The organism is Ensifer sp. BR816 (assembly GCF_000378985.1).
GTDB lineage: Bacteria > Pseudomonadota > Alphaproteobacteria > Rhizobiales > Rhizobiaceae > Sinorhizobium.
This window is the reverse complement of the sequence record NZ_KB905370.1, coordinates 2,183,644-2,205,934: the sequence shown is the minus strand read 5'-3', so window position 1 is coordinate 2,205,934 and position 22,291 is coordinate 2,183,644. Positions and strand designations below refer to the sequence as shown.

Here is a 22,291-nt window from a genome sequence, read left to right as displayed (position 1 = left end):
CGCCGTCGACGGGGGGCGTCTGGAGCGGGTAGCAGTTCGGAATTGCCGCTCAGCGCGAAGCGGTCGACTGCAGCAGCCGGCAGAGCGAGACGAGCCCGCTGTCATAGCCGCCGCTCACAACGTCGCGACAGCGTTTCAGCAGCTTCGTCCTTTCATCGGGGGACATGGCGGTGAAAGCGGCGACCGAGGCAGAGCCCGGTTGCCCGACGGCCCCGCCGCTTGCTGGCCCGCCGGCACCGGTACCGCTTCCGGGCAGGACGCCAAGTCCGAGACCGCCGGCACTGCCCGCCGCGGCGCCAACGGCAGCATTCAATCCGCTGCTACCTGAGCCGGCGTTCACTGCGGCGTTGGCACCGTTGCCTGCACCAAGCTCGACGACCGCATTGGCATTGGTGCCGTTGCCGCCACCCACCGTCGCATTGACATTGGCATTCACGCCCTGCCCCCGGCCAAGCGAAGCCGCGGCCGAGGCATTCGTGCCGCGCGCGCCGCCGACGGATGCGTCAACATCGGCACCGCTGCGGCCAACCGCGGCATTCACATTTGCGTTAACGCCTTTCGTGCTCCCAAGCGAAACATCGACATTCAGGCCGGTGCTTCCGTTGGAACTTTGAGCGAAGGATGGCGTCACCAAGAAAGTGGCCGACAAAAACAAGACAACAGCTGTCTTCCGCATGTTCGTCCTCCTAAGCGATCAGCGGCCCAAACGGTCCGCTTGCAGAGATAAGACGGAACACGCCAATAAGTTTCAGAGGATGCAACATTGAGGGAATGCGAACCTGCCGCCCGAGCGTCTGATGAGACGTGCAGGAGGGGCACGATCAAACGAGAGCGGCGGCACGCACGTGGAGGTCGCGCCGCCGCTCTATCGGTCTGTTTTTTGCCGCGGGGCCAGGTGATACCACCCGGCTGCAAAATGCCTAATGGCTGTCGCGGTCCATCGGGATGCGATCGCCGCGCGCGCCGACCAGGAAGTCGAGATCGGCGCCGCTATCGGCCTGCATGACGGTCTTGATGTAGAGGCCACCATAGCCGCCGGTGAGCGGCTTGACCGGCGACACCCAGGCAGCGCGGCGGCGGGCGAGCTCTTCGTCGGAAACGTCGAGGTGCATGGTCCGGTTCGGAATATCGACCGCGATCAGGTCGCCGTTCTGAACGAGCGCCAGCGGTCCGCCCTCGGCCGCTTCAGGTGCCGTGTGCAGGATCACGGTACCGTAGGCCGTGCCCGACATGCGCGCATCGGAAATGCGGATCATGTCGGTGATGCCCTTCTTCAAGACCTTCGGCGGCAGGCCCATATTGCCGACCTCGGCCATGCCCGGATAGCCCTTCGGACCGCAGTATTTCAGCACCATGATGCAGGTCTCGTCGATGTCGAGATCCTCGCGGTTGATGCGGGCGTGGTAGTCCTCGATGCTTTCGAAGACGACCGCCCGGCCCTTGTGCTGCATCAGATGCGGCGAAGCGGCGGACGGCTTCAGGACGGCACCCTTCGGCGCCAGATTACCGCGCAGCACCGCAATGCCACCCGATTTCGTCAGCGCCTTTTCCCTGGGCAGGATCACGTCTTCGTTGTAGTTCGTTACGCCCTTGACGTCGTTCCAGATCGTGTCGCCGCTGACGGTGATGGCGTCGTTGTGTAGAAGCCCCATCTCGGCGACCGCCTTGATGACCACCGGCAGGCCGCCGGCATAATAGAACTCCTCCATCAGATACTTGCCGGAGGGCTGCAGGTTGACGATCGTCGGCACGTCGCGGCCGAGCCGGTCCCAATCGTCGAGCGAGAGATCGACGCCGATGCGGCCCGCAAGCGCCAGCAGATGCAGCACCGCATTTGTAGAGCCGCCGACCGCGCCGTTGACGCGAATGGCGTTCTCGAAGGCCTGCTTGGTCAGGATGTCGGAAGGCCTCAGGTCTTCCTTGACCATCTCGACGATGCGGCGGCCGGTGAGCTGCGAAATCACCCGGCGGCGGGCGTCGACTGCGGGGATCGCGGCGTTGCCGGACAGCGTCATGCCGAGGGCTTCGGCCATCGACGCCATCGTCGAGGCCGTGCCCATGGTCATACAGCTTCCGGCCGAACGGGCCATGCCCTGCTCCGCATCCATAAACTCCTGGAGACTCATCTCGCCGGATTTGACCATTTCCGAGAACTGCCAGATCGCCGTGCCGGAGCCGACGTCCTTGCCGCGCCACTTCCCGTTCAGCATCGGCCCGCCCGAGACGACGATCGCCGGAATGTCGACGCTCGCCGCGCCCATCAGGAGGCTCGGCGTGGTCTTGTCGCAGCCGCCGAGCAGCACCACGCCATCGACGGGATTACCGCGGATCGCCTCTTCGACATCCATCGCCGCCAGGTTGCGGAACATCATCGCTGTCGGGCGCAGCGTGCTCTCGCCGACGGAGAAAACCGGGAATTCGACAGGGAAGCCGCCCGCCTCGTAGACGCCGCGCTTCACGCGCTCCGCGAGATCGCGCAGGTGCGCGTTGCAGGGCGTGAGTTCGGACCAGGTATTGCAGATGCCGATGATCGGCCGGCCGTCGAAGGTGTCGGCGGGCAGCCCCTGGTTCTTCATCCAGGAGCGGTGCATGATGGCATTCTTGCCCGTACCACCGAACCATTCCTGCGAACGGAGCTTGCGCGGCCACTCAGCTTTCTTCTTCATCTCTTCCTTCCTTGGAGGCCCGTGGGTGCGGGCGTCGGCTTCGGAGCGGGATGCGGGCATCCCGCTCCTGGTCTTTAAGCCAGCGTGTAGGCTGTCTTGACGGTTGTGTAGAATTCGGCGGCGTATCTGCCCTGCTCGCGCGGGCCGTGCGAGGAGCCCTTGCGGCCGCCGAAAGGCACGTGGAAATCGACGCCGGCGGTCGGCAGGTTGACCATCACCATGCCGGCCTCGGCATTGCGCTTGAAATGCGTCGCATGCTTGAGGCTGGTGGTGGCGATGCCGGACGACAGCCCGAACGGCGTGTCGTTGGCGACGGCCAGCGCCTCGTCGTAGTCCTTGACGCGGATGACCGCGGCGACCGGCCCGAAGATTTCCTCCCGGGCGATCCGCATTGCATTCGTTGCCTCGGTGAACAGCGCCGGCTGCAGATAGAAGCCGGGGGTGTCGCGCGAAATCAGCTCGCCCCCGAAGGCGAGCCTGGCGCCTTCCTTTTGGCCGATTGCGATATAGTCGGTGTCCTGGTTCAGCTGGCTCTGGTCGACCACCGGGCCGATATGGGTGCCGGCCTTCAACGCGTCGTCGACGACGAGGCCCTTGATGCGCTCGCCCATCGCCGCGACGAACTTGTCGTGGATGCCCTCGGTGACGATGATCCGCGACGAGGCGGTGCAGCGCTGGCCGGTCGAGAAGAAGGCGGAGTTGACTGCCGCCTCGACGGCCACCGAGAGGTCCGCATCATCGAGGACGACGAACGGGTTCTTGCCGCCCATCTCCAGCTGGAACTTGCGATTGTGCTCGACCGAGGCCATGGCGACGCGTTTTCCCGTGCCCACCGATCCGGTGAAGGTGATCGCCTGCACGTCCGGGCTGTCGAGCATCGCCTGGCCGACCACCGAGCCCTTGCCCATGACGAGGTTCAGGACGCCCTTCGGCAGGCCGGCGCGATGCAGGATGTCGACGATTGCCCAGGAGCAGCCCGGTACCAGCTCGGCCGGCTTGAAGACGACGGTGTTGCCGTAGCAAAGCGCCGGGGCGATCTTCCAGGCAGGAATGGCGATCGGGAAGTTCCACGGCGTGATGATGCCGACGACGCCGACCGCCTCGCGGGTGACCTCGACGCCGATGTTCGGACGGACCGAGGGGATCGTCTCTCCGGCCAGCCGCAAGGCTTCACCGGCGAAGAAATCGAAGATCTGGCCGGCGCGGATCGTCTCGCCGATGCCCTCGGCAAGCGTCTTGCCTTCCTCGCGCGACAAGAGCCGGCCGAGTTCATCCTTGCGGGCGAGGATCTCGTCGGCGGTTTTTCTCAGGACGGCGTGGCGCTCGAGGATGCCGGAGCGCGACCAGGCCGGAAAAGCGGCCTTCGCCGCGGCGATCGCGGCGTTCGCATCCGCGGCACTGGCCCGGGCATATTCGCCGATGACGTCGTTGGTATTCGACGGGTTGATGTTGGCGATGCCGTCGCCGCCGACCCATTCGCCGGCAATGAGATTCTGGTGAAGTGTCATGGGCTTCAGCCTCCTTGTCTTCTTGTCGCAAGCGACCGCCTGTTGCGGCCCGCCGCTGCTATAACAGATATATCAGAGCTGATGTATGGCGATCTCTTCTTCCGCGGCGATCGCCAGCGGATTGCGGAGCGCAAGGCCGAAATCCTTGGCCTCGATCTCGAAGACGTCTCCCGCCTCGGTGCGGATGCCGTCACCGAAGGAAAGCGTCGCGGTGCCGAACATGTGCACATGCACGTCGCCCGGTGCACGGAAGAGACCGTATTTGAAGTGGTGATATTCCAGGTTGGCGAAGCTGTGCGACATGTTGGCTTCGCCCGAGAGGAACGGCTTTTCCCACAGGACCTTGCCGCCGCGCAGGATACGCGAGGTGCCGCGGATGTCGTCCGGCGCCGCGCCTATGCGGATTTCCGGGCCAAAACTTGCCTGCCTGAGCTTCGAATGCGCCAACCATAGGTAATTGACCCGTTCGGTCTTGTGGTCGGAGAACTCGTTGGCGACCGCAAAGCCAAGACGATAGGGCTCGCCCTTGTCGGAGATGACGTAGATGCCGGCCATTTCCGGCTCCTCGCCGCCGTCCTCGGCGAAGGAGGGCGACGTGAGCGGCTGGCCCGGCGCGATCGCGGCGGTGCCGTTGCCCTTGTAGAACCACTCCGGCTGGACGCCCTTTTCGCCGGCCTTCGGCTTACCGCCTTCTAGGCCCATGCGGAACATCTTCATCGAATCGGTGAGCGTCTCTTCGGCCGCCTCGGTCGTCTTCTTGTGCATCGCATCGCGCGTTGCGGCCGAGCCGAGATGCGTCAGCCCGGTACCGGTCAGATGCAGATGCGCCGGATCGGGATGGGTGATCGGCGGCAACATCCGCCCTTCGGCATAGGCCGCCTCGAGGTCAATCGTCTCTCCGAGGCCCTTGGCATCGATGACCGCCTGGAGGCTCTTGCCGCCATTCGCCGCTTCCATCGCTAATGCGTAGACGCTTTCCGCGTCCCTGACGACGCGCGCCGTTTCACCCGGCGCCCGCACTGCGACTGCTATCGATCCGTCTTGCTTCCTGACTTGGGAAATCAGCACGTCTCTATCCTTCCTGATCGAGTTGGCTTCGGCCACGCCTTCCGCTTTAGGAAAGGCAACGCTCCGCCTCGAGAGTGGCTCGCGCCACCCAGCTTAAGCGGCTACGGCCGCCCGTTCATGATGTGGTCAATGGGAGCTAACCGGATTTCCGATCAGCCCTTGCCTTTGTTCTTGTTGTAGACGTCGAAGAACACTGCTGCGAGCAGCACGAGGCCCTTGATGAGCTGCTGGTAGTCGATGCCGATACCCATGATCGACATGCCGTTGTTCATCACGCCCATGATGAAGGCGCCGATCACCGCGCCGGTGATCTTGCCGACGCCGCCCGAGGCCGACGCGCCGCCGATGAAGCAGGCCGCGATGACGTCGAGCTCGAAGCCGACACCTGCCTTCGGAGTCGCCGAATTCAGGCGCGCCGTGATGATCATGCCGGCAAGCGCCGCGAGCACGCCCATGTTGACGAAGGCATAGAAGGTCAGCCGCTCGGTGTTGATGCCGGAGAGCTTGGTGGCCTTCTCGTTGCCGCCCATGGCATAGATCCGGCGGCCGATCGTCGAGCGAGTCGTGATGAAGGTATAGGCGGCGATCAGCACGCCCATGACGATGAGCACGTTCGGCAGGCCGCGATAGGTCGAAAGCTGGAAGCCGATGAATAGGGCAACGACGCCGATGACCGCCATCTGGACCGCGAAGAATACGAAAGGCTCGTTCTCGGTACCGTGCTGCTCGTTGATGCGGCGGTTGCGGATGCCGGCATAGATCGCATAGCCGACGAGGGCCAGGACCGCCACGAGCGCCACCATATTCTTGATGATCTCCGGGCTTGGATTGAGGAAGTAGAGAAAATCAGGAACGAAGCCGGTCGAAAGGATCTGGAAGTCCTTCGGGAACGGACCGATCGGACGACCGCCGAGCACGACATAAGTCATCCCGCGAAACACCAGCATGCCGGCGAGCGTGACGATGAAGGAGGGGATCTTCTGGTAGGCCACCCAGTAGCCCTGCGCCGCCCCCATGATGCCGCCGACGACGAGACAGGCGGGAACGACGACGATGGCCGGCAGGCCCCACTTGACCAGCATGATCGCCGAAATCGCCCCGACAAAGGCAACGATCGAGCCGACCGACAGATCGATATGACCAGCCACGATGATCAGCAGCATGCCCAGCGCCATGATGACGATGAAGGAATTCTGCAGCACCAGGTTGGTGATGTTGACGGGCTTGAAGAGGACGCCGCTGGTGACGAACTGGAAGAACAGCATGATGATCACGAGCGCGACCAGAAGGCCGTATTCGCGGATGTTGTTCCTGAGGTAGTCCCCGATCGACGGTTTGGTGGTGTGGGTGCTCGTGTCGGCGACCATTAGTGTTTCTCCCCTGAACGCATGATGGCCCGCATGATCGACTCCTGACTTGCTTCCTCCTTGGAAAGCTCCGCCACGATGCGGCCCTCGTTCATGACATAGATGCGATCGCAGGTTCCGAGCAGTTCCGGCATTTCCGACGAGATCATCAGGATGCCTTTGCCCTCGGCTGCGAGCTGGTTGATGATGGTGTAGATCTCATATTTCGCGCCGATGTCGATACCGCGGGTCGGCTCGTCGAGTATGAGGACTTCGGGATTGGTGAACAGCCACTTGGAGAGCACGACCTTCTGCTGGTTGCCGCCCGAAAGGTTCACCGCCTCCTGATAGATCGAATGCGACCGGATTCGGAGCTTCGAGCGGTAGTCGGAGGCGACCTTCCGCTCCTTGCGCTCGTCAATGACGCCGTTCGCGGCCACCGCACTCAGATTGGCAAGCGTGGTGTTCTCCTTGATGTTGCTGATCAGCACGAGACCGAGTTGCTTCCGGTCCTCCGTCACATAGGCAAGACCTGCCTCGATGGCGCGGGGAATCGTGCTGACGTCCACCCGTTGGCCGCGCATCGTCACCTCGCCGGTGATCTTGTGGCCCCAGGACTTGCCGAAAATGCTCATTGCCGTCTCGGTGCGGCCGGCGCCCATCAGACCGGCTATGCCGACGACCTCGCCGGCGCGGACCTTGAAACTGACATCATGCAGGAACTGCCGGTCGCGGTGATGCTGGTGATAGACGTTCCAGTTCTTCACTTCGAGCAGCGTGTCGCCGATCTTCGGTTCGCGCAGCGGATAGCGGTCTTCCATCGCGCGGCCGACCATTCCCTTGATGATCCGGTCCTCGCTGATGTCTTCCTTGTGACAGTCGAGCGTCTCTACCGTGCCGCCATCGCGCAGGATGGTGATCTGATCGGCGACCTTTTTGATCTCGTTCAGCTTGTGCGAGATGATGATCGAGGTCATGCCCTGATTGCGAAACTCCATGAGCAGCTTCAGCAGCGCGTCGGAATCGGTTTCGTTGAGGGATGCGGTCGGCTCGTCGAGGATCAGCAGCCGGACCTTCTTTGAAAGCGCCTTGGCGATCTCCACCAGCTGCTGCTTTCCGACGCCGATGTCGGTGATCAGCGTCGCCGGCGATTCGGTAAGGCCGACCTTCTTGAGCAGTTCCTGCGTCCGGGAGAAGGTCTGCGGCCAATGGATGACGCCCTTGTCGGCGATCTCGTTACCGAGGAAGATGTTCTCGGCGATCGATAGCAGCGGAACGAGCGCCAGTTCCTGATGGATGATGATGATGCCGAGTTCTTCGCTGTTGGCGATCGTGCTGAAGCGCCGCTCCTCGCCGTCATAGTGGATCTCGCCATCGTATGTGCCGGCGGGGTAGACGCCGCTCAGCACCTTCATCAGGGTCGACTTGCCGGCACCGTTTTCGCCGACCAGGGCATGAATCTCGCCCTCGCGGACCTTGAACGAGACATTATCCAGCGCCTTGACGCCCGGGAACGTCTTCGTGATGCCCCGCATTTCAAGAATGATATTGTCCATATTCAGCCATTCCAGCGGCAATCTGCGAGAGACTGCTGGCTTCCACCCGCTGCATGGTCCCCGGATCGGTCGAGATCCGGGCTACCGATGAGCAGTTCAAATTATCACAGCGACCATGGTGCGTCTGCACAGATGCACGTCGCATCAGGCGAAAGGGTCCGCGGTCAACCGCGGACCCTCGAGTGAGATCAGTTGTTGATCTGGTCTTCCGTGTAGTAGCCGGAGCCGACGAGAACGTCCTTAGCGTTGGTCTTGTCGACGGAAACGGGCTTCAGCAGGTAGGAGGGAACGACCTTGACGCCGTTTTCATAGGTCTTGGTGTCGTTCACTTCCGGCTCCTTGCCATCCATGATCGCGTTGACCATGCCGACGGTCACCTTGGCGAGTTCGCGGGTATCCTTGAAGACGGTCGAATACTGTTCGTCGGCGAGGATCGACTTGACCGAAGGCAGCTCCGCGTCCTGGCCGGTGACGATCGGCATCGGCATGTCGCCGGAGCCGTAGCCGACGCCCTTCAGGGCCGAGATGATACCGATCGACAGGCCGTCATAGGGCGACAGAACGCCATCGACCTTGGCATCGGTGTAGGTGGACGACAGCAGGTTTTCCATGCGGGACTGGGCAACAGCACCGTCCCAACGCAGCGTACCGACCTGGTCCATGCCCGTCTGGCCGGACTTCACGACGATCTTGCCGCTGTCGATCAGCGGCTGCAGAACCGACATCGCGCCGTCATAGAAGAAGAAGGCGTTGTTGTCGTCCGGCGAACCACCGAACAGTTCGACGTTCTTAGGCTCCTTGGCTTCCTCGAGCTTCAGGCCCTGGACGAGCGACGTCGCCTGCAGCACGCCGACCTGGAAGTTGTCGAATGTCGCGTAGTAGTTGACGTTGCCGGAATCGCGAATCAGGCGGTCATAGGCGATCACCTTGACGCCCGCGTCGGCGGCCTTCTGCAGGATGTCGGAGAGCGTCGTGCCGTCGATGGCGGCAATCACGAGAACCTTCGCGCCCTTCGTCACCATGTTCTCGATCTGGGCGAGCTGGTTCGGAATGTCGTCGTCGGCGAACTGCAGATCCGGCGTGTAACCGGCTTCCTTGAACAGCTTCTCCATGGTCTCGCCGTCGGAAATCCAGCGGGTCGACGTCTTCGTCGGCATGGAGATGCCAACCGTGCCCTTGTCCTGGGCGAATACCGGCGCAGCGAAGGCGGCGACGGACATCGCCGCGGCTGCGAGAAGCGAAGTAATCAATTTCATCAGATCTCTCCCTGAGTGTTGAAGCCGGCGGCCGGAGCCTCCGTCATATGCGCAGCGATTCACCGGCCCGGAGCGTTCGTCCCCGGCGGCGTTTCAAGATAAAGGAGGTCCTCCCTGTCTCAGCATACTCCCGCATGCGCTGGCGCACATGGACGGAAACTGGAATCAATTGCCATAACTGTCAAATACAATATCGCTTTGCTTACATACCAAAAATGGTATATCGCTGTTAAAGAGTGTGATTTTTGAATCTCTTGAATAGCAGGCCTGAAAAATGACCCTTGACAGCAAGCCGAGCGTTGCGACGCCGGTGGGAGACCTCTTCGACACCGGCCTCTCCCGGTCGGGGCTGAAGATCAATCACCTGCGGCTCATTCTGGCGATCGACGACCATCGCCGCATCAGCGCCGCGGCCGATTCGCTCGGCGTCTCACAGCCGGCCGCCTCGCGCATGCTCGCCGAAATCGAGGCGATTGTGAAGGCGCCGATCTGCGCGCGGGTGGCGCGCGGCGTCGAACTGACCCGCTACGGCGAAGCCCTCGCCCGGCGGGCGCGGACGATCTTTCTCGAATTGCGCGAGGCCGCGCGCGAGATCACCGAACTGAAGACGGGCAGCGGCGGCTCGGTGTCGCTCGGCTCCGTGACGGGCCCCGCCCTCAATCTCGCCGTACCCGCGATCCGCCAGGTTTCGACGGCCTATCCCGGTATCGAGATCAACGTGCAGATCGACAACAGCAATGTGTTGACGCGCGAGCTGCTCGCCGCACGCCACGACTTCGTCGTCGGCCGCATCCCGGACGACCTCAATCCCCGGCTCTTCAACTTGGTCGAAATCGGCTTTGAGGAGGTCTGCCTGATTGTCCGCCAGGGCCACCCGCTGCTCGAGCATGCTTCCGCCGGCGCCGACGACCTGCCGGGTTATGATTGGGTGTTCCAGCCGCCGGGGACGCTGCTGCGCCGCGCCGTCGAGGACAGCTTCATTTCGGCCGGCGTGCGACTGCCTTCGACCGTCATCAACACATCCTCGATCATCCTCACCCTGTCGATCGTCCGCAACACGAATGCCATCGCCCCGGTCGCGCTCGACGTCGCGAAGCTCGTCGCCGGCAATGGCACCCAGGCCGGCGAAATCCGCATCCTGCCGACCGAGTTCCCGATCCGCATCAAGCCGTACGGCCTGATCACCGCCGAGGGTCGGGCGCTCCCCCCGAGCGCGAAATTGCTCTACGACCTGATTCTCAAGCAGAGCCGGACGTGATCAGGCTCGCATAATCCTCGATGGGCATGATCGCCACCGTTCGCACGCGCTTCGGTTCGTTGTGTGCGGCAGACCACGGGAGACTCCATGTTCGGCATGTCGGTGTTTCAATCGGTGCTCGAGCGCCTGAAGTCCGAGGAGGCCCTTGAGGGAGACAGTGAGGCGGAGACGTCCGACGGCCTGCAGTCACCGATCGGCCGTTCGCCGGCCTTCGTCGTCGACACGCCGGCATCGACCACCGCAGCATTCTGCGCCGTCGAGAGCGCCTATCGCGATCTCGCCGCAAGCGAACGGGCCGACAGACCGCCCGCAATGCCCGACCATTTAAAGCGCACGGGCCTTGCCGATGTCGCGGCCGAACTTGGCCTCGGCGAAGCTGAAACATCGCTCACGCTCGCCGCCAAGCGCCGGCGCTTTGCGGCCGCGAACCATCCCGACCGGCTTCCCCCGGAATTCCGGGAGAACGCCACGATCCGGATGAAACTTGCCAATATGCTGATCGACGAAGCCTCGCGAAGACTGAGGCAGCACTAGCCGCTACTTCGTCTCATTACCCCCGCCGGTTCCTTTTTCGTCCGGCTGCTTCGGTTTGTAGAAGAGCAGGAGAGCCGCTCCGGCATAGGCCGTCACGACGAGAAAGATCGTCGCCCACATCATCTGGCCGCCATAGAATTCGACACCTGTCCACGCCGCACAGAGGCCAACGATGAGCAGCCGGATCCAAAGCGGCCGATAGAAGGGATGATCCGGATCGATGAATTTGATCATGACATTGCCTCTGACGAAAGCGCACGGCCTGCCTCTCGTCTACCGCATAATTTTTCAAATCGATACCGGCTAAAGGACATAATCCTGCGGCAATTCTCGGTGCTGGAACGGCATTTGCCATCGGCAGGGGGATGAATACCGTGAAGATGGCGGATCGCCCTCTACGGCGGTCGGCGGTAGCTTGACGTCGGAACACAAAATGGAATAAACATTCCGAAAACAAATTGCGTAGCTGTTTCATTCCGAATTGGGAGCATCTGTCGGGAGGCAGGACTCAGGATCGGACTGCTATCCGCGGATGCATCAGCCCGCAACGCCTCCGCGCGATGAGCGTCCATATCATCGCGCACCACCCGGTCTGGAACCGGAATTCGAGAGAGACGAAGATGACAGTAAGATTTGGTCTTCTGGGCGCCGGTCGTATCGGCAAGGTTCACGCCAAAGCCGTCAGCGGCAATGCGGACGCCGTTCTTGTCGCGGTCGCCGATGCCTTTCCGGCAGCGGCGGAGGCCATCGCCAGGGCCTATGGCTGCGAAGTCCGCTCCATCGAGGCGATCGAGGCGGCATCCGACATCGACGCCGTCGTTATCTGCACGCCGACCGACACCCATGCGGACCTGATCGAGCGCTTCGCCCGGGCCGGCAAGGCGATCTTCTGCGAAAAGCCGGTCGATCTCGACGTCGATCGCGTCAAGGCATGCCTGAAAGTGGTCTCCGAAACCGGCGCTAAGCTGATGGTCGGCTTCAACCGCCGCTTCGACCCGCATTTCATGGCCGTGCGCAAGGCGATCGACGCCGGCACGATCGGCGACGTCGAGATGGTGACGATCACCTCGCGCGATCCGGGCGCACCGCCGGTCGACTACATCAAGCGCTCGGGAGGCATCTTCCGCGACATGACGATCCATGATTTCGACATGGCGCGCTTCCTGCTCGGCGAGGAGCCGGTTTCGGTGACGGCAACCGCCGCCGTGCTCGTCGACAAGGCGATCGGCGCAGCCGGCGACTATGACAGCGTCTCGGTCATCCTGCAGACGGCATCGGGCAAGCAGGCGATCATCTCCAACTCGCGCCGCGCCACCTATGGCTACGACCAGCGCATCGAAGTGCACGGCTCGAAGGGCGCCGTTTCGGCCGAGAACCAGCGCCCCGTCTCGATCGAAATCGCCACCGGCGAGGGCTATACGCGCCCGCCGCTGCACGATTTCTTCATGACGCGCTACACCGAAGCCTACGCCAACGAGATCGAAAGCTTCATCGCCGCGATCGAAAAGGGTGCGGAGATCACCCCGTCCGGCAAGGACGGCCTTGCGGCGCTCGCGCTTGCCGACGCAGCCGTCCGCTCGGTCGCCGAGAAGCGGCAGATCAGCATCGCCTGACGCTGACGGCAATCTCGACTGCCAAAGGCCGGGCATCCCCCGGCCTTTATTTTTGCTAAGCGAGGATGCGCCTCGCCGTGCAGGGCTCAGGCATGCCCGGCGGTGGTGATATCGCCGTCGACGGCGCCGAGCGCTCGGTCGAGATGGCCGTCGAAGACAAGCCGCTGCTCGTCTCCGACGACGGTGATCTCCGGCAGGCCTTCGAGGCGCACCTGCAAGGATTGCGCAAGCCCCTCCTCCACCCCCTTCTGCAGCAGGTCGAAATAGCGCGTCCCCTGCCCCGTGACGTAGATCGGCATCGGCTCGTAGAGGCTCAAGAGGCGGGATATGCCGTTGCCAAGCGCGATGCCGGCCTGGCGGAAGGCATAGCCGGGCATGCGCTGGCCCTGCCGCGCCCCGGCGGCGATCTTGTCCATTTCGGCAAGCGGCACGAATTTCGCCGGGATCGTGTCGGACGGCACCTCGAAGGCGGCGCGCAGGATGCCGTAGAAACCGGCCGCGGCCTCGATGCAGCCGACAGAACCGCAGCGACAGAGCCCGGCGGAGGGAGCGTGCAGCATGTGCCCGAAATTCGGCGCGAAGACGTCGAGCTCGCCCGCCCGGCCCCTTCGGGCAAGACCGAGACCGATGCTGTGGCCGAGCGAGATGGCTGCAAGCGACCGGAAGGCATCGCCCTTTTCCTCCGCCTTGGCCGCCAGCGCCTGGGCGACGAGCAATGTCTCGTTGCTGAGCATGATTCGGGCGCGCCATTCCTCCTCGAGCAGTTTCCCGAAATCGAGCTCCTCGCTGCCGAAGACCGGCGACCAGAGGAGCCGCGCGCCGTCGCCCGCCACCAGCCCCTTGCTGCTGATCGAAACGGCAAGCACCCGGTCCTTCTCGATCCGCGAGCGCTGCAGCAGGCGCTCGAGCGCCGCCACGAAGGCCCGCCCGAAAGCCGCCGTGCCGCCGGCCTCGTGGCTGCGCGCCTCCTCGAAGCGATCGAGGAGCACGCCGCCATAATCGGCCAGCGAATATTGGACGATGTCGGAGGAGATGCGTACGACGATCACATAGCCGCAGTCGCGGCGTGGCGCGAAGAGCACGCGCGGCCGTCCCCTGCCGCCCTGAACATGCTGCTCGGTCTTGGCGATCGTGCCCGACCGCTCCAGTTCGGCGGTGATGACGGAGATCGTCGCCGAGGCGAGGCCGGTCTGCTCGGCGATCTCGGTGTGGGATAGCGCTCCCTTTCGCCGCAGCGCCGAAAGCACCAGCGCGCTGTTTTGCTGACGCACGACTTCGGTGCTCGTTTTGGTCAGCATCAAACGGTCCTGGCCCTGGCGGATTGCGCGATCACGTGCCCTCTCAAAGCACCTGTTGACTGGCGAAACAAGACGTTACGGGCCTTGTTGACAGCCTTCTAAAACTCTGACATTTATTTTCTCGACTGTCGAGAAAAAAGCCTTGCACCTGTGGCGGCGATGTTTGCGACAGCAGATCACGGCTCGTCGGGGATGCGTGCGGGAGGTTCGTGCGCGCGGCGCAGCCACTTGGGAGGATAGAATGAAATCCATTTTGAAGCTGATGGCAGGGGCTGCCATCATCGCGTCCATGCATTCGGCAGCGGTCGCCAAGGACCTCGTCGTCGGCGTCTCCTGGTCGAACTTCCAGGAAGAGCGCTGGAAAACCGACGAGGCTGCCATCAAGGCCGCGCTCGAGGCCTCCGGCGACAAGTATATTTCCGCCGACGCGCAGTCGTCTGCCGCCAAGCAGCTCACCGACATCGAATCGCTGATCGCCCAGGGCGCCAATGCGTTGATCGTGCTTGCGCAGGACTCCGACGCGATCGCGCCGGCGATCGAAAAGGCGACTGCCGAAGGCATCCCGGTCGTCGGCTATGACCGCCTGATCGAGAACCCGGCCGCCTTCTACATCACCTTCGACAACAAGGAAGTCGGCCGCATGCAGGCCCGCGAGGTGTTCAAGGCGAAGCCGGAAGGCAATTTCGTCTTCATCAAGGGCTCCTCCTCCGATCCGAACGCCGACTTCCTCTTCGCCGGCCAGATGGAAGTGCTGAAGGAAGCCGTCGATGGCGGCAAGGTCAAGAATGTCGGCGAGGCCTATACCGACGGCTGGAAGCCGGAAAACGCCCAGAAGAACATGGAGCAGTTCCTGACCGCCAACGACAACAAGGTCGACGCGGTCGTCGCCTCGAACGACGGCACGGCCGGCGGCGCGATCGCGGCACTTTCGGCCCAGGGTCTTGCCGGCTCCGTTCCGGTCTCGGGCCAGGACGGCGACCATGCGGCGCTCAACCGCGTCGCCCTCGGCACACAGACGGTTTCCGTCTGGAAGGACGCCCGCGAGCTCGGCAAGAAAGCGGCTGAAATCGCCGCGACGCTTGCCGGCGGCAAGACGATGGACGAGATCGAAGGCGTCCAGACCTTCAACGGCGGACCGAAGGGCGTCGCCATGAAGTCCGTCTTCCTGGCGCCGATGGCGATCACCAAGGACAATCTGAACGTCGTCATCGACGCCGGCTGGATTTCCAAGGACGCCGCCTGCCAGGGTGTGGCTGCCGGCTCCGTCGCCGCCTGCAAGTGACGGACGGACGTTTGAAGTGACCCTTGAAGACGCCGCAACGGGGTTCCGTTGCGGCGTTTGCATGAGGTCGGAACGGTCTGGTCGCGTGGATGCTATGATTGCGGCAACGCCGCGTGAGCGACCGGTAAACACGTAAAGTAGTGGGGGACGGCGGCCATGGCCGACACGACACATACCGCATCTTTCAATCGCGCCCGCAGCGCGGACGAAAGCCCGGTGAAGCGCTTCTTCCGCGCCACCGAAATCGATACGCGCCTGCTCGGCATGGTCGGCGCGATGCTGATCATCTGGATCGGCTTCCATTTTCTGTCGGGCGGCCTGTTCCTGACGTCGCGCAACCTCTGGAACCTGTCGGTGCAGACCGCCTCGATCGCCGTCATGGCGACCGGCATGGTGCTGGTCATCGTCACCCGCAACATTGATCTCTCGGTCGGCTCGATCCTCGGCTTCGTCGGCATGATCATGGGCGTGCTGCAGGCGGAACTCTTGCCGCAGCTTCTCGGCTTCAACCATCCGGCCACCTGGATCATCACCCTCTTCGCCGGCCTGCTGCTCGGCGCCGCGATCGGCGCGCTGCACGGCGTGATCATCGCCTTCCTCAACGTGCCGTCCTTCATCGTCACGCTCGGCGGCCTGCTCGTCTGGCGCGGCGCCACCTGGTTCGTGACGAGCGGCCGCACCGTCGCGCCGATGGACTCGACCTTCCGCCTGATGGGCGGCGGCACGGAGGGCTCGATCGGCGCAACGGCGAGCTGGATCGTCGGCCTCATCGCCTGCATCGCGATCGTCGCCAGCATCATCCACTCGCGCAGGCAGCGCAAACGCTTCGGCTTTCCGCGCCGCCCGGTCTGGGCCGAATATTTCCTGTCGGCGGTCGGCTGCGCGCTCGTGCTCGGCGCCGTGGCGATCGCCAATAACTACGGCTGGCCGGTCAACATCGCCCGCAAATACGCCGACGCCAACGGCATCGCCTGGCCGGAAGGCGGCCTGTTCATTGCCCACGGCATCGCCATTCCCGTGCTGATCGCCATCGCCATCGGCATCATCATGACTTTCATCTCGACGCGCCTTCGCTTCGGCCGCTACGTCTTCGCGCTCGGCGGCAACCCGGAAGCGGCCGAGCTTGCCGGCATCAAGACGCGCTGGGTCACCGTCCGCATCTTCGCGCTGATGGGCATGCTCTGCGCCATCGCCGCGGCGATCTCGACGGCCCGCCTCAATGCCGCCACCAATGCGCAAGGCGAGCTCGACGAGCTCTACACGATCGCCGCGGCCGTCATCGGCGGCACGTCGCTTGCCGGCGGAATGGGCACGATTGCCGGCGCCATGCTCGGCGCGCTCGTCATGCAGTCGCTGCAGTCGGGCATGGTGCTGCTCGGCATCGACAGCCCGCTGCAGCGCATCGTCGTCGGCATGGTGCTCGTTACCGCCGTCTGGCTCGACACCGTCTACCGCGCCCGCGCCAAGTAACCAGGAGTTCGAACAATGACTGAACAACGCACTCCGCTCGTGGAAATGAGGAACATTTCCATCTCCTTCGGCGGCATCCACGCGGTCGACAACGCCTCCGTCGACCTCTATCCCGGCGAGGTCGTCGCCCTTCTCGGCCATAACGGCGCCGGCAAGTCGACGCTGATCAAGATCCTTTCCGGCGCCTACCGGCGCGATGCCGGCGAGATCCTGATCAATGGCGAGCCGGCCGAGATCGGCAACCCGCGCGACGCCAAGAAATACGGCATCGAGACGATCTACCAGACGCTCGCCGTCGCCGACAATGTCGACGCTGCCGCCAACCTCTATCTCGGCCGGGAGCTGCGCACCCCCTGGGGCACGCTCGACGACGTGGCGATGGAGGCGAAGGCGCGCGAGGTTATGGGCCGCCTCAACCCCAACTTCCAGCGCTTCAAGGAGCCGGTGAAGGCGCTCTCCGGCGGCCAGCGGCAATCGGTGGCGATCGCCCGCGCCATCCTCTTCAACGCCCGCATCCTGATCATGGACGAGCCGACCGCGGCGCTCGGGCCGCAGGAGACCGCCCAGGTCGGCGAGCTCATCAAGCAGCTGAAGCGCGAGGGCATCGGCATCTTCCTGATCAGCCACGACATCCACGACGTCTTCGACCTCGCCGACCGTGTCTCGGTGATGAAGAACGGCCAGGTCGTCGGCCACGCCCGCACCGAGGACGTCACCAAGGACGAGGTGCTCGGCATGATCATCATGGGCAAGGTGCCGGCGAAAGCCATCCCCGGCCCCGGCGCCATGCAGATGGCTTGAGATAAGGGCGGATCGAAAGGCCAGAAGCGCCCTCGAACACCCTACGGCCTGCCCGCGAAATCCGCTCACGCCTCGATGCCGCATCCTCCCGGATGCGGCATTTTTCTTGGGCGGGAGGCGCAGGATAAGCGATGCACCGAGACCACAGCCTCCGCGCGGAAATCGAATTTCCCCCGCACTCTCTTGCAATTGGCCATTGAAGCGGCACGCAAGCTAGGCTAAGAACCGCTCACAGCCTGCTTCGGCGGCCCTGGCCGCCAACGGATGCACCCGTAGCTCAGCTGGATAGAGTGTTGGATTCCGATTCCAAAGGTCACAGGTTCGAATCCTGTCGGGTGCGCCATCAGCTTCTCATCTTTGTCACCACATAAGTGCGAACTCGCACCCGCGGTTCGCGAACTGTAGCCACCATAATTGCGAACTGAGTGTGGTCGATCGACTGCAGGCGGATCACGCTATCGAGGGGCTCTCCTCCTCAATTTCTCCGTCTGGAAAGTTGACAACGCCGAATCCCTTGGCCGATCCCGCCATAAAAGCGGATTCTGAAAAAAATTGAAGTTTATTTCGGATGATTTTGCTGCACTTGCGAGAATGAATAACTGCTCGCCTTCGGCCGAGATCGACTTCGACGGTCAAACACAGAGCATGTAATTCCGAAGTGCGTCGGGGCCGAAACCAGTGGAGTTCGGAATGTACTTGCAATGCGAAAGCAACGCCGTTTTCGATGCCCAAGAGGGGCCAGGGTCAGCCTTTTACGAATCCTTTGGCCAAGGATTTAATCCTGCGATGCCGCCTCATTGCAAAGACACTTCGTATTCATCGCCGTCCTGCACCTGCTTGAGAAGCGCGGCTCCTTCGTGAGACCACTTGCGGGCCATGCTGGAAGCCTTATTCCCGGTCTTGATCTTGCAATGGTATCGATTGTCTGAGGAGCGCAGATCGATGCCCTTCTCGTCTTTGATGCGGTTGAGAAGGTGGTTTGCGGCCTGCCAGTTCGGCAACCCGATCCGTTGAGACAACTGTGTCAGGGTATAGGGATGGGACTGGTTGGGGTTATCGATGACCGTGATGCCCAGAAGTTTCGGAAGATAGTCCTTCTCGCCGGCGACGCGCTCATCCTACATCGGGCATGCTTCCAAGTGCCTCGTCCACAATGATCAGCCTGAATCCCGCTCCGGTACCGGTTGGTTAGCGCCACGCTGGGCATTCCTCGACCACGGCCACCGACCATCGATCTCGGCCTCGAGGGAAAAGCTCAGGAAAGTTCGAATGAGGACGATGAGCCCGAGAAGGCCGACGCTTTCCCACGTCAGAGGAGCAATGATAGTGGCGATGATATCGGCCCCTATCAGGATTTCGAGCCCAAGCAATATCCCCCGCCCGAGATTGGCGCGATAGCGCTCATAGGCATCGCGTTGTCCGGACGAGAGCAGATCCCGGACGTATCCGGCCGTCGCCACGGCCACGCCGATCCGGATTACGCCGACCCCGAAAAATTCGAGCCCGGTTGCAAGCGGCTTCAACACGGGAGCGATCAGGTTGGCGAGACCGCTCGCTTCACTACCAATGTCCATCTCAGTATCCTCTGTAATAAACTGAAAAGCCCTGACGTCCAGTTTCTGTCAATTGGGCTCGGCACCTGACGTGCTGGCGAAGAGAGCAACGGCGGCGATGATGGCTGGCAGGCTAAAGGCGGCCGCGGGGATGAACATGTAGCCGGCCGCTCCGGCGCCGCATCCAATGGCAAACGTCAGGACAGCGGTGGCCATCTTTTTCACCCGTGCTTTTGCGACGGTGATTTCCTGGGCTTTCGAGTTGGCAAGGATGTCGGCAAGATCGAGCATGATTTGTGTCGTCGTACCCGTCATCAGGGTGGTCGGCGGCGCTTTCGACAGATGGGACCGGTGAAGACCGTTCTGTATGGCCATTGCCGACACCAGTGTCATCGCAACTGCAAACGTAACGCCATTCTCGTCGCCGTGGAATGGACCATAAACAATGGCAAGGACCGCTACCGCGGCGAGCAGGATCAATTTTACGACCAGCATGGGCCGGACGGGGGAGCGATTCCGGTTTTGAAGTTTCAGGCAGACCAGCCGGGACGCGAAGACGACCAGGCAGAACATCGGAAGGACCAGCAGCTTCGATAATGCTCCGCCAAGGCCATGCGCCATCGTTGCGCCCAAGGTCACGAAGTTGCCTGTGACATGCGCAGTAAAAAGCCCTGAAAGAGCCAGAAAGCCGAGCGTATCGACGTAGCCGCCATTGAAACTCAGAAGGGTAGGAAGGGAGGGAAGCTTCATTTCTTGAGCTCTATTTCTGTTAGGTGCCGCGACGTTGCTCGCGACGTGGCTCCAGTTTTGAAGTCAGAATGCCGGCTTCAACAATTGCATCAATTGTTTCGAGTTCATTGCGCGTGGCGGCATAATGGGCAGGGCGGCGGCTTCGGCCGCCCTGCCCAAGTCTTCGTTAAGCTGCACCTGGTCGAGTGATCGTCAGGAAATGGCGTACGACGGGTTTGTCCGGACCAACATGGTAGGCGAGCACCTTGCCCTGCAGGTCAGCGTCGGCATTGGAAACCCGCTTGTGCTGGCGAAGATGTTCAGCCCAGGATTCCACCATGAACCATTCGACGATCTTCTCCGGGTCAGCCGAGTCCTCTGTGACACCCCAGCCATAGGCACCATCGCGGCGGCGTTCGTTGGAAAGATGATCGATGGCGTGCAGGAATGCGCTGCGATGCTGCTTCTCGACCTTGTACTCGATCAGGATCAGAACCGGACCACGGTCATGGGCAACGGGTTCCGCAACAAGCGGCTCAGGCCAGTGGTTGGACGGCACCATGTCGGCATCGCCTGCAGGAAGCTTCACGCGGTGCATGAGGAGCCCGGCCACAAGCAGTCCGGCGGCTCCGATGAGCAAGGTAGACCGGATGCCGACAGCTTCGGCGACAGCACCCCATCCGAGGCTTCCAGCAGTCATCGCACCATTGAAGACGGTCAGGTAGACGGCAAGACCACGACCGCGCACCCAGTTGGGTAGAACAGCCTGCGCTGCGCCGTTGAGCGTGGTCAGGGCGGTGATCCATGCGCCCCCGAGGAACAGAAGAACGATGATGGCGACGATCTTCGGCGGGGCAAGCGACAGGAAACCCAAGACGACTGCGGTGATCAGCGCGGCACCAAGAAGCAGACCGTCCGAGTTCAGGCGTTCGCGAAGCCTCGGCATGACCAAGGCTCCTCCGATCGCACCAGTTCCGACCGCACCAAGCAGGATGCCGTAGAAGCTGGCATCACCACCGAGCAGTTGCCGGGCGACGAGCGGGAGGAGCGCCCAGACGGCGCTGGCGAAGGCGAAGAAGATCGCGGCGCGCAGGAGGACGACGTGGAGCGGTGTGCTGGAGCGGGTGTAGCGAAGCCCGGCCCGGAAGGCACCGAAGAAGTTCTCCTGAAGCGCGTCGTTTGCATTCTTCGCCCGTGGCCACCAGACCAGAGCTGCGATCACCACGGCGTAGCTTGCGACATCCGCGCCGTAGGTGATCCCGGCTCCAAAGGCTGCGAGAAGCAGGCCGCCCGCAGCAGGCCCGATGGAGCGGGCGATATTGATGCCGAGCGAGTTGAGCGCCACCGCGCTCTTCACGTCCTCACGTTTCACCAGTTCCGGAACGATCGCCTGCCAGGTCGGCCCCATCAACGCGGCGCCAATGCCGCCGAGGAAGGTCAGGCCGATCAGTGCGCTGACCGAAAGCATGCCTGTCTGGGACAGAACCATCAGGGATATACTGACGGATGCCAGCAGGAGCTGGACAGCGATCAGGAACTTGCGGCGATCGAGGATGTCGGTGAGAACGCCTGCCGGGATGGCAAGCAGGAAGATCGGCAGGGTTCCGGCCGCCTGAACCATGGCGACTGCGGCGGGCGATGCGGACAGATCCGTCATCAGCCAGGAGCTGGCGACGTCGCGCATGAAACTTCCGGTATTGCCAAGGACGGTGGCGGTCCACAGAACAGCAAAGACTGGCTGTGCGAGGGGCGCGAAGGTCCCCCCGGATGACTTTGCGGCACTCATTTGCCTGCTCCCTTGGTGAGGTCAAATGCTGCAACGAAGACGAATGCGCCTGCGAGGCCCAGGTGCTCGAAGAAGGCGTTGGTCGCCATCATGCGATCCATGCCCGGGACCATTTCCCAGAAGCGGAGAGCGATGAAGGTCGCGAGAAGTGTGAAGCCAGCCAGCGCCAGGGCGCCTGCCCAACGCAGGAAGCCCGAGACCACCATGGCTGAAGCCGCAAGTTCGAACACGATGACGGCAACTGCGAAGAATGCGGCTGGGTGGAGACCGAAGTGGTTCATTTCGGCCAGTGCGCCGTTGAAATCGAAGATCTTGGTGAGCGGGCCCTGGATGTAGGCGACGCAGAGCGCAAGCAGCGACACGGTTCGCGTGACCGGAGAAGCGACGATGCGTGCCAGACTGCTCCGCACTGGATTCGACATATGGGATTGGTAGGTCATATCTGCTCCTGCATGTTCGCCGATCTGATCGAGCGGCTGCGTTTGATGGAGCGATATTGGCCGGTTACCGTCTTGCCAACAATTGCAGCAATCGTTTCGATTTAATTGCGGTTTTTGAAATTATCAG

Annotated in this window: 20 protein-coding genes and 1 tRNA gene; 7 read left to right on the top strand and 14 right to left on the bottom strand. The window is 62.6% G+C overall.

Translation table 11 applies throughout. The features are described from left to right. Nucleotides 1-49 precede the first annotated feature (49 nt). From RHIBR816_RS0110625 to chvE, 7 genes are all read right to left on the bottom strand, one after another. Nucleotides 50-541: a hypothetical protein gene (locus RHIBR816_RS0110625; RefSeq protein ID WP_245262572.1), complete on the bottom strand. Its 492-nt coding sequence runs from the start codon at nt 539-541 to the stop codon at nt 50-52. Nucleotides 542-920: 379 nt separating this feature from the next. Beyond that, the gene (gene araD / locus RHIBR816_RS0110620) at nt 921-2,666 is read right to left on the bottom strand and encodes an L-arabinonate dehydratase (RefSeq protein ID WP_018236519.1); all 1,746 of its coding nucleotides are present in this window, start codon (nt 2,664-2,666) and stop codon (nt 921-923) included. 74 nt (nt 2,667-2,740) lie between these two features. Then, nucleotides 2,741-4,174 (bottom strand): aldehyde dehydrogenase family protein, encoded by a 1,434-nt coding sequence (locus tag RHIBR816_RS0110615; RefSeq protein ID WP_018236518.1) that lies wholly within the window; start codon nt 4,172-4,174, stop codon nt 2,741-2,743. A gap of 72 nt (nt 4,175-4,246) precedes the next feature. Then, entirely contained in the window at nt 4,247-5,242 is a 996-nt protein-coding gene (gene araD1, locus RHIBR816_RS0110610; protein ID WP_026186854.1) for an AraD1 family protein, read from the bottom strand. Nucleotides 5,243-5,394: 152 nt separating this feature from the next. Next, nucleotides 5,395-6,609 carry a multiple monosaccharide ABC transporter permease gene (gene mmsB, locus RHIBR816_RS0110605; RefSeq protein WP_018236516.1) on the bottom strand — a complete coding sequence of 405 codons (1,215 nt, stop codon included), beginning with the start codon at nt 6,607-6,609 and terminating at the stop codon, nt 5,395-5,397. After that, nucleotides 6,609-8,144: a multiple monosaccharide ABC transporter ATP-binding protein gene (gene mmsA, locus RHIBR816_RS0110600; protein ID WP_026186853.1), complete on the bottom strand. Its 1,536-nt coding sequence runs from the start codon at nt 8,142-8,144 to the stop codon at nt 6,609-6,611. The genes mmsB and mmsA overlap by 1 nt, the downstream gene beginning before the upstream one ends. A 188-nt stretch (nt 8,145-8,332) precedes the next feature. Beyond that, nucleotides 8,333-9,400, bottom strand: coding sequence for a multiple monosaccharide ABC transporter substrate-binding protein (gene chvE / locus RHIBR816_RS0110595; protein ID WP_018236514.1), 1,068 nt, complete (start codon nt 9,398-9,400; stop codon nt 8,333-8,335). A gap of 274 nt (nt 9,401-9,674) precedes the next feature. Between chvE and RHIBR816_RS0110590 the strand changes: the two genes are divergently transcribed. Next, complete coding sequence (locus RHIBR816_RS0110590) at nt 9,675-10,658, top strand: LysR family transcriptional regulator (protein WP_018236513.1); 984 nt, start codon at nt 9,675-9,677, stop codon at nt 10,656-10,658. A gap of 87 nt (nt 10,659-10,745) precedes the next feature. Beyond that, nucleotides 10,746-11,192: a hypothetical protein gene (locus tag RHIBR816_RS0110585; protein WP_018236512.1), complete on the top strand. Its 447-nt coding sequence runs from the start codon at nt 10,746-10,748 to the stop codon at nt 11,190-11,192. 3 nt (nt 11,193-11,195) lie between these two features. Here the strand turns inward: RHIBR816_RS0110585 and RHIBR816_RS0110580 are convergent, their stop codons facing one another. After that, a complete protein-coding gene (locus RHIBR816_RS0110580) occupies nt 11,196-11,426 on the bottom strand; it encodes a hypothetical protein (protein ID WP_018236511.1) in 231 nt (76 codons plus the stop codon). A 386-nt stretch (nt 11,427-11,812) separates the two neighbouring features. Between RHIBR816_RS0110580 and iolG the strand changes: the two genes are divergently transcribed. After that, on the top strand, nt 11,813-12,805 hold the full coding sequence (gene iolG, locus RHIBR816_RS0110575; RefSeq protein ID WP_026186852.1) for an inositol 2-dehydrogenase: 993 nt from the start codon (nt 11,813-11,815) through the stop codon (nt 12,803-12,805). A gap of 86 nt (nt 12,806-12,891) precedes the next feature. Here iolG and RHIBR816_RS0110570 read toward each other — a convergent pair whose 3' ends face one another. Beyond that, nucleotides 12,892-14,103, bottom strand: a complete 1,212-nt coding sequence (locus RHIBR816_RS0110570; RefSeq protein ID WP_018236509.1) for an ROK family transcriptional regulator — start codon at nt 14,101-14,103, stop codon at nt 12,892-12,894. A gap of 241 nt (nt 14,104-14,344) precedes the next feature. On the opposite strand from RHIBR816_RS0110570, the gene xylF reads away from it, so the two are divergent. The 4 genes from xylF (at nt 14,345) to RHIBR816_RS0110550 (ending at nt 17,999) form a co-directional block, all read left to right on the top strand. Beyond that, nucleotides 14,345-15,385, top strand: coding sequence for a D-xylose ABC transporter substrate-binding protein (xylF, locus tag RHIBR816_RS0110565; protein WP_026186851.1), 1,041 nt, complete (start codon nt 14,345-14,347; stop codon nt 15,383-15,385). 156 nt (nt 15,386-15,541) lie between these two features. Then, on the top strand, nt 15,542-16,855 hold the full coding sequence (locus RHIBR816_RS0110560; protein WP_018236507.1) for a sugar ABC transporter permease: 1,314 nt from the start codon (nt 15,542-15,544) through the stop codon (nt 16,853-16,855). A gap of 15 nt (nt 16,856-16,870) precedes the next feature. Then, a complete protein-coding gene (locus tag RHIBR816_RS0110555; RefSeq protein ID WP_018236506.1) occupies nt 16,871-17,656 on the top strand; it encodes an ATP-binding cassette domain-containing protein in 786 nt (261 codons plus the stop codon). 266 nt (nt 17,657-17,922) lie between these two features. Further along, nucleotides 17,923-17,999, top strand: a tRNA-Arg gene (locus tag RHIBR816_RS0110550). 451 nt (nt 18,000-18,450) lie between these two features. Here the strand turns inward: RHIBR816_RS0110550 and RHIBR816_RS0110545 are convergent. The 5 genes from RHIBR816_RS0110545 to RHIBR816_RS0110525 form a co-directional block, all read right to left on the bottom strand. Continuing rightward, on the bottom strand, nt 18,451-18,657 hold the full coding sequence (locus tag RHIBR816_RS0110545) for a hypothetical protein (protein WP_018236505.1): 207 nt from the start codon (nt 18,655-18,657) through the stop codon (nt 18,451-18,453). Between the two features lie 156 nt (nt 18,658-18,813). Beyond that, nucleotides 18,814-19,230, bottom strand: coding sequence for a DUF1622 domain-containing protein (locus tag RHIBR816_RS0110540; protein WP_018236503.1), 417 nt, complete (start codon nt 19,228-19,230; stop codon nt 18,814-18,816). 48 nt (nt 19,231-19,278) lie between these two features. Further along, nucleotides 19,279-19,959, bottom strand: a complete 681-nt coding sequence (locus RHIBR816_RS0110535) for a YoaK family protein (RefSeq protein WP_018236502.1) — start codon at nt 19,957-19,959, stop codon at nt 19,279-19,281. Nucleotides 19,960-20,125: 166 nt separating this feature from the next. Further along, complete coding sequence (locus RHIBR816_RS0110530) at nt 20,126-21,724, bottom strand: MFS transporter (protein WP_026186850.1); 1,599 nt, start codon at nt 21,722-21,724, stop codon at nt 20,126-20,128. Next, a complete protein-coding gene (locus RHIBR816_RS0110525; protein ID WP_018236500.1) occupies nt 21,721-22,164 on the bottom strand; it encodes a DoxX family protein in 444 nt (147 codons plus the stop codon). The genes RHIBR816_RS0110530 and RHIBR816_RS0110525 overlap by 4 nt, the downstream gene beginning before the upstream one ends. Between the last annotated feature and the right edge of the window lie 127 nt (nt 22,165-22,291).

Coding starts and splice junctions, on each gene's coding strand:
- araD (WP_018236519.1), bottom strand. CDS start 2,666: ATGAAGAAGAAAGCTGAGTGGCCGCGCAAGCTCCGTTCGCAGGAATGG.
- RHIBR816_RS0110615 (WP_018236518.1), bottom strand. CDS start 4,174: ATGACACTTCACCAGAATCTCATTGCCGGCGAATGGGTCGGCGGCGAC.
- mmsB (WP_018236516.1), bottom strand. CDS start 6,609: ATGGTCGCCGACACGAGCACCCACACCACCAAACCGTCGATCGGGGAC.
- mmsA (WP_026186853.1), bottom strand. CDS start 8,144: ATGGACAATATCATTCTTGAAATGCGGGGCATCACGAAGACGTTCCCG.
- chvE (WP_018236514.1), bottom strand. CDS start 9,400: ATGAAATTGATTACTTCGCTTCTCGCAGCCGCGGCGATGTCCGTCGCC.
- RHIBR816_RS0110590 (WP_018236513.1), top strand. CDS start 9,675: ATGACCCTTGACAGCAAGCCGAGCGTTGCGACGCCGGTGGGAGACCTC.
- RHIBR816_RS0110585 (WP_018236512.1), top strand. CDS start 10,746: ATGTTCGGCATGTCGGTGTTTCAATCGGTGCTCGAGCGCCTGAAGTCC.
- RHIBR816_RS0110580 (WP_018236511.1), bottom strand. CDS start 11,426: ATGATCAAATTCATCGATCCGGATCATCCCTTCTATCGGCCGCTTTGG.
- iolG (WP_026186852.1), top strand. CDS start 11,813: ATGACAGTAAGATTTGGTCTTCTGGGCGCCGGTCGTATCGGCAAGGTT.
- RHIBR816_RS0110570 (WP_018236509.1), bottom strand. CDS start 14,103: ATGCTGACCAAAACGAGCACCGAAGTCGTGCGTCAGCAAAACAGCGCG.
- xylF (WP_026186851.1), top strand. CDS start 14,345: ATGAAATCCATTTTGAAGCTGATGGCAGGGGCTGCCATCATCGCGTCC.
- RHIBR816_RS0110560 (WP_018236507.1), top strand. CDS start 15,542: ATGGCCGACACGACACATACCGCATCTTTCAATCGCGCCCGCAGCGCG.
- RHIBR816_RS0110555 (WP_018236506.1), top strand. CDS start 16,871: ATGACTGAACAACGCACTCCGCTCGTGGAAATGAGGAACATTTCCATC.
- RHIBR816_RS0110540 (WP_018236503.1), bottom strand. CDS start 19,230: ATGGACATTGGTAGTGAAGCGAGCGGTCTCGCCAACCTGATCGCTCCC.
- RHIBR816_RS0110535 (WP_018236502.1), bottom strand. CDS start 19,959: ATGAAGCTTCCCTCCCTTCCTACCCTTCTGAGTTTCAATGGCGGCTAC.
- RHIBR816_RS0110530 (WP_026186850.1), bottom strand. CDS start 21,724: ATGAGTGCCGCAAAGTCATCCGGGGGGACCTTCGCGCCCCTCGCACAG.
- RHIBR816_RS0110525 (WP_018236500.1), bottom strand. CDS start 22,164: ATGACCTACCAATCCCATATGTCGAATCCAGTGCGGAGCAGTCTGGCA.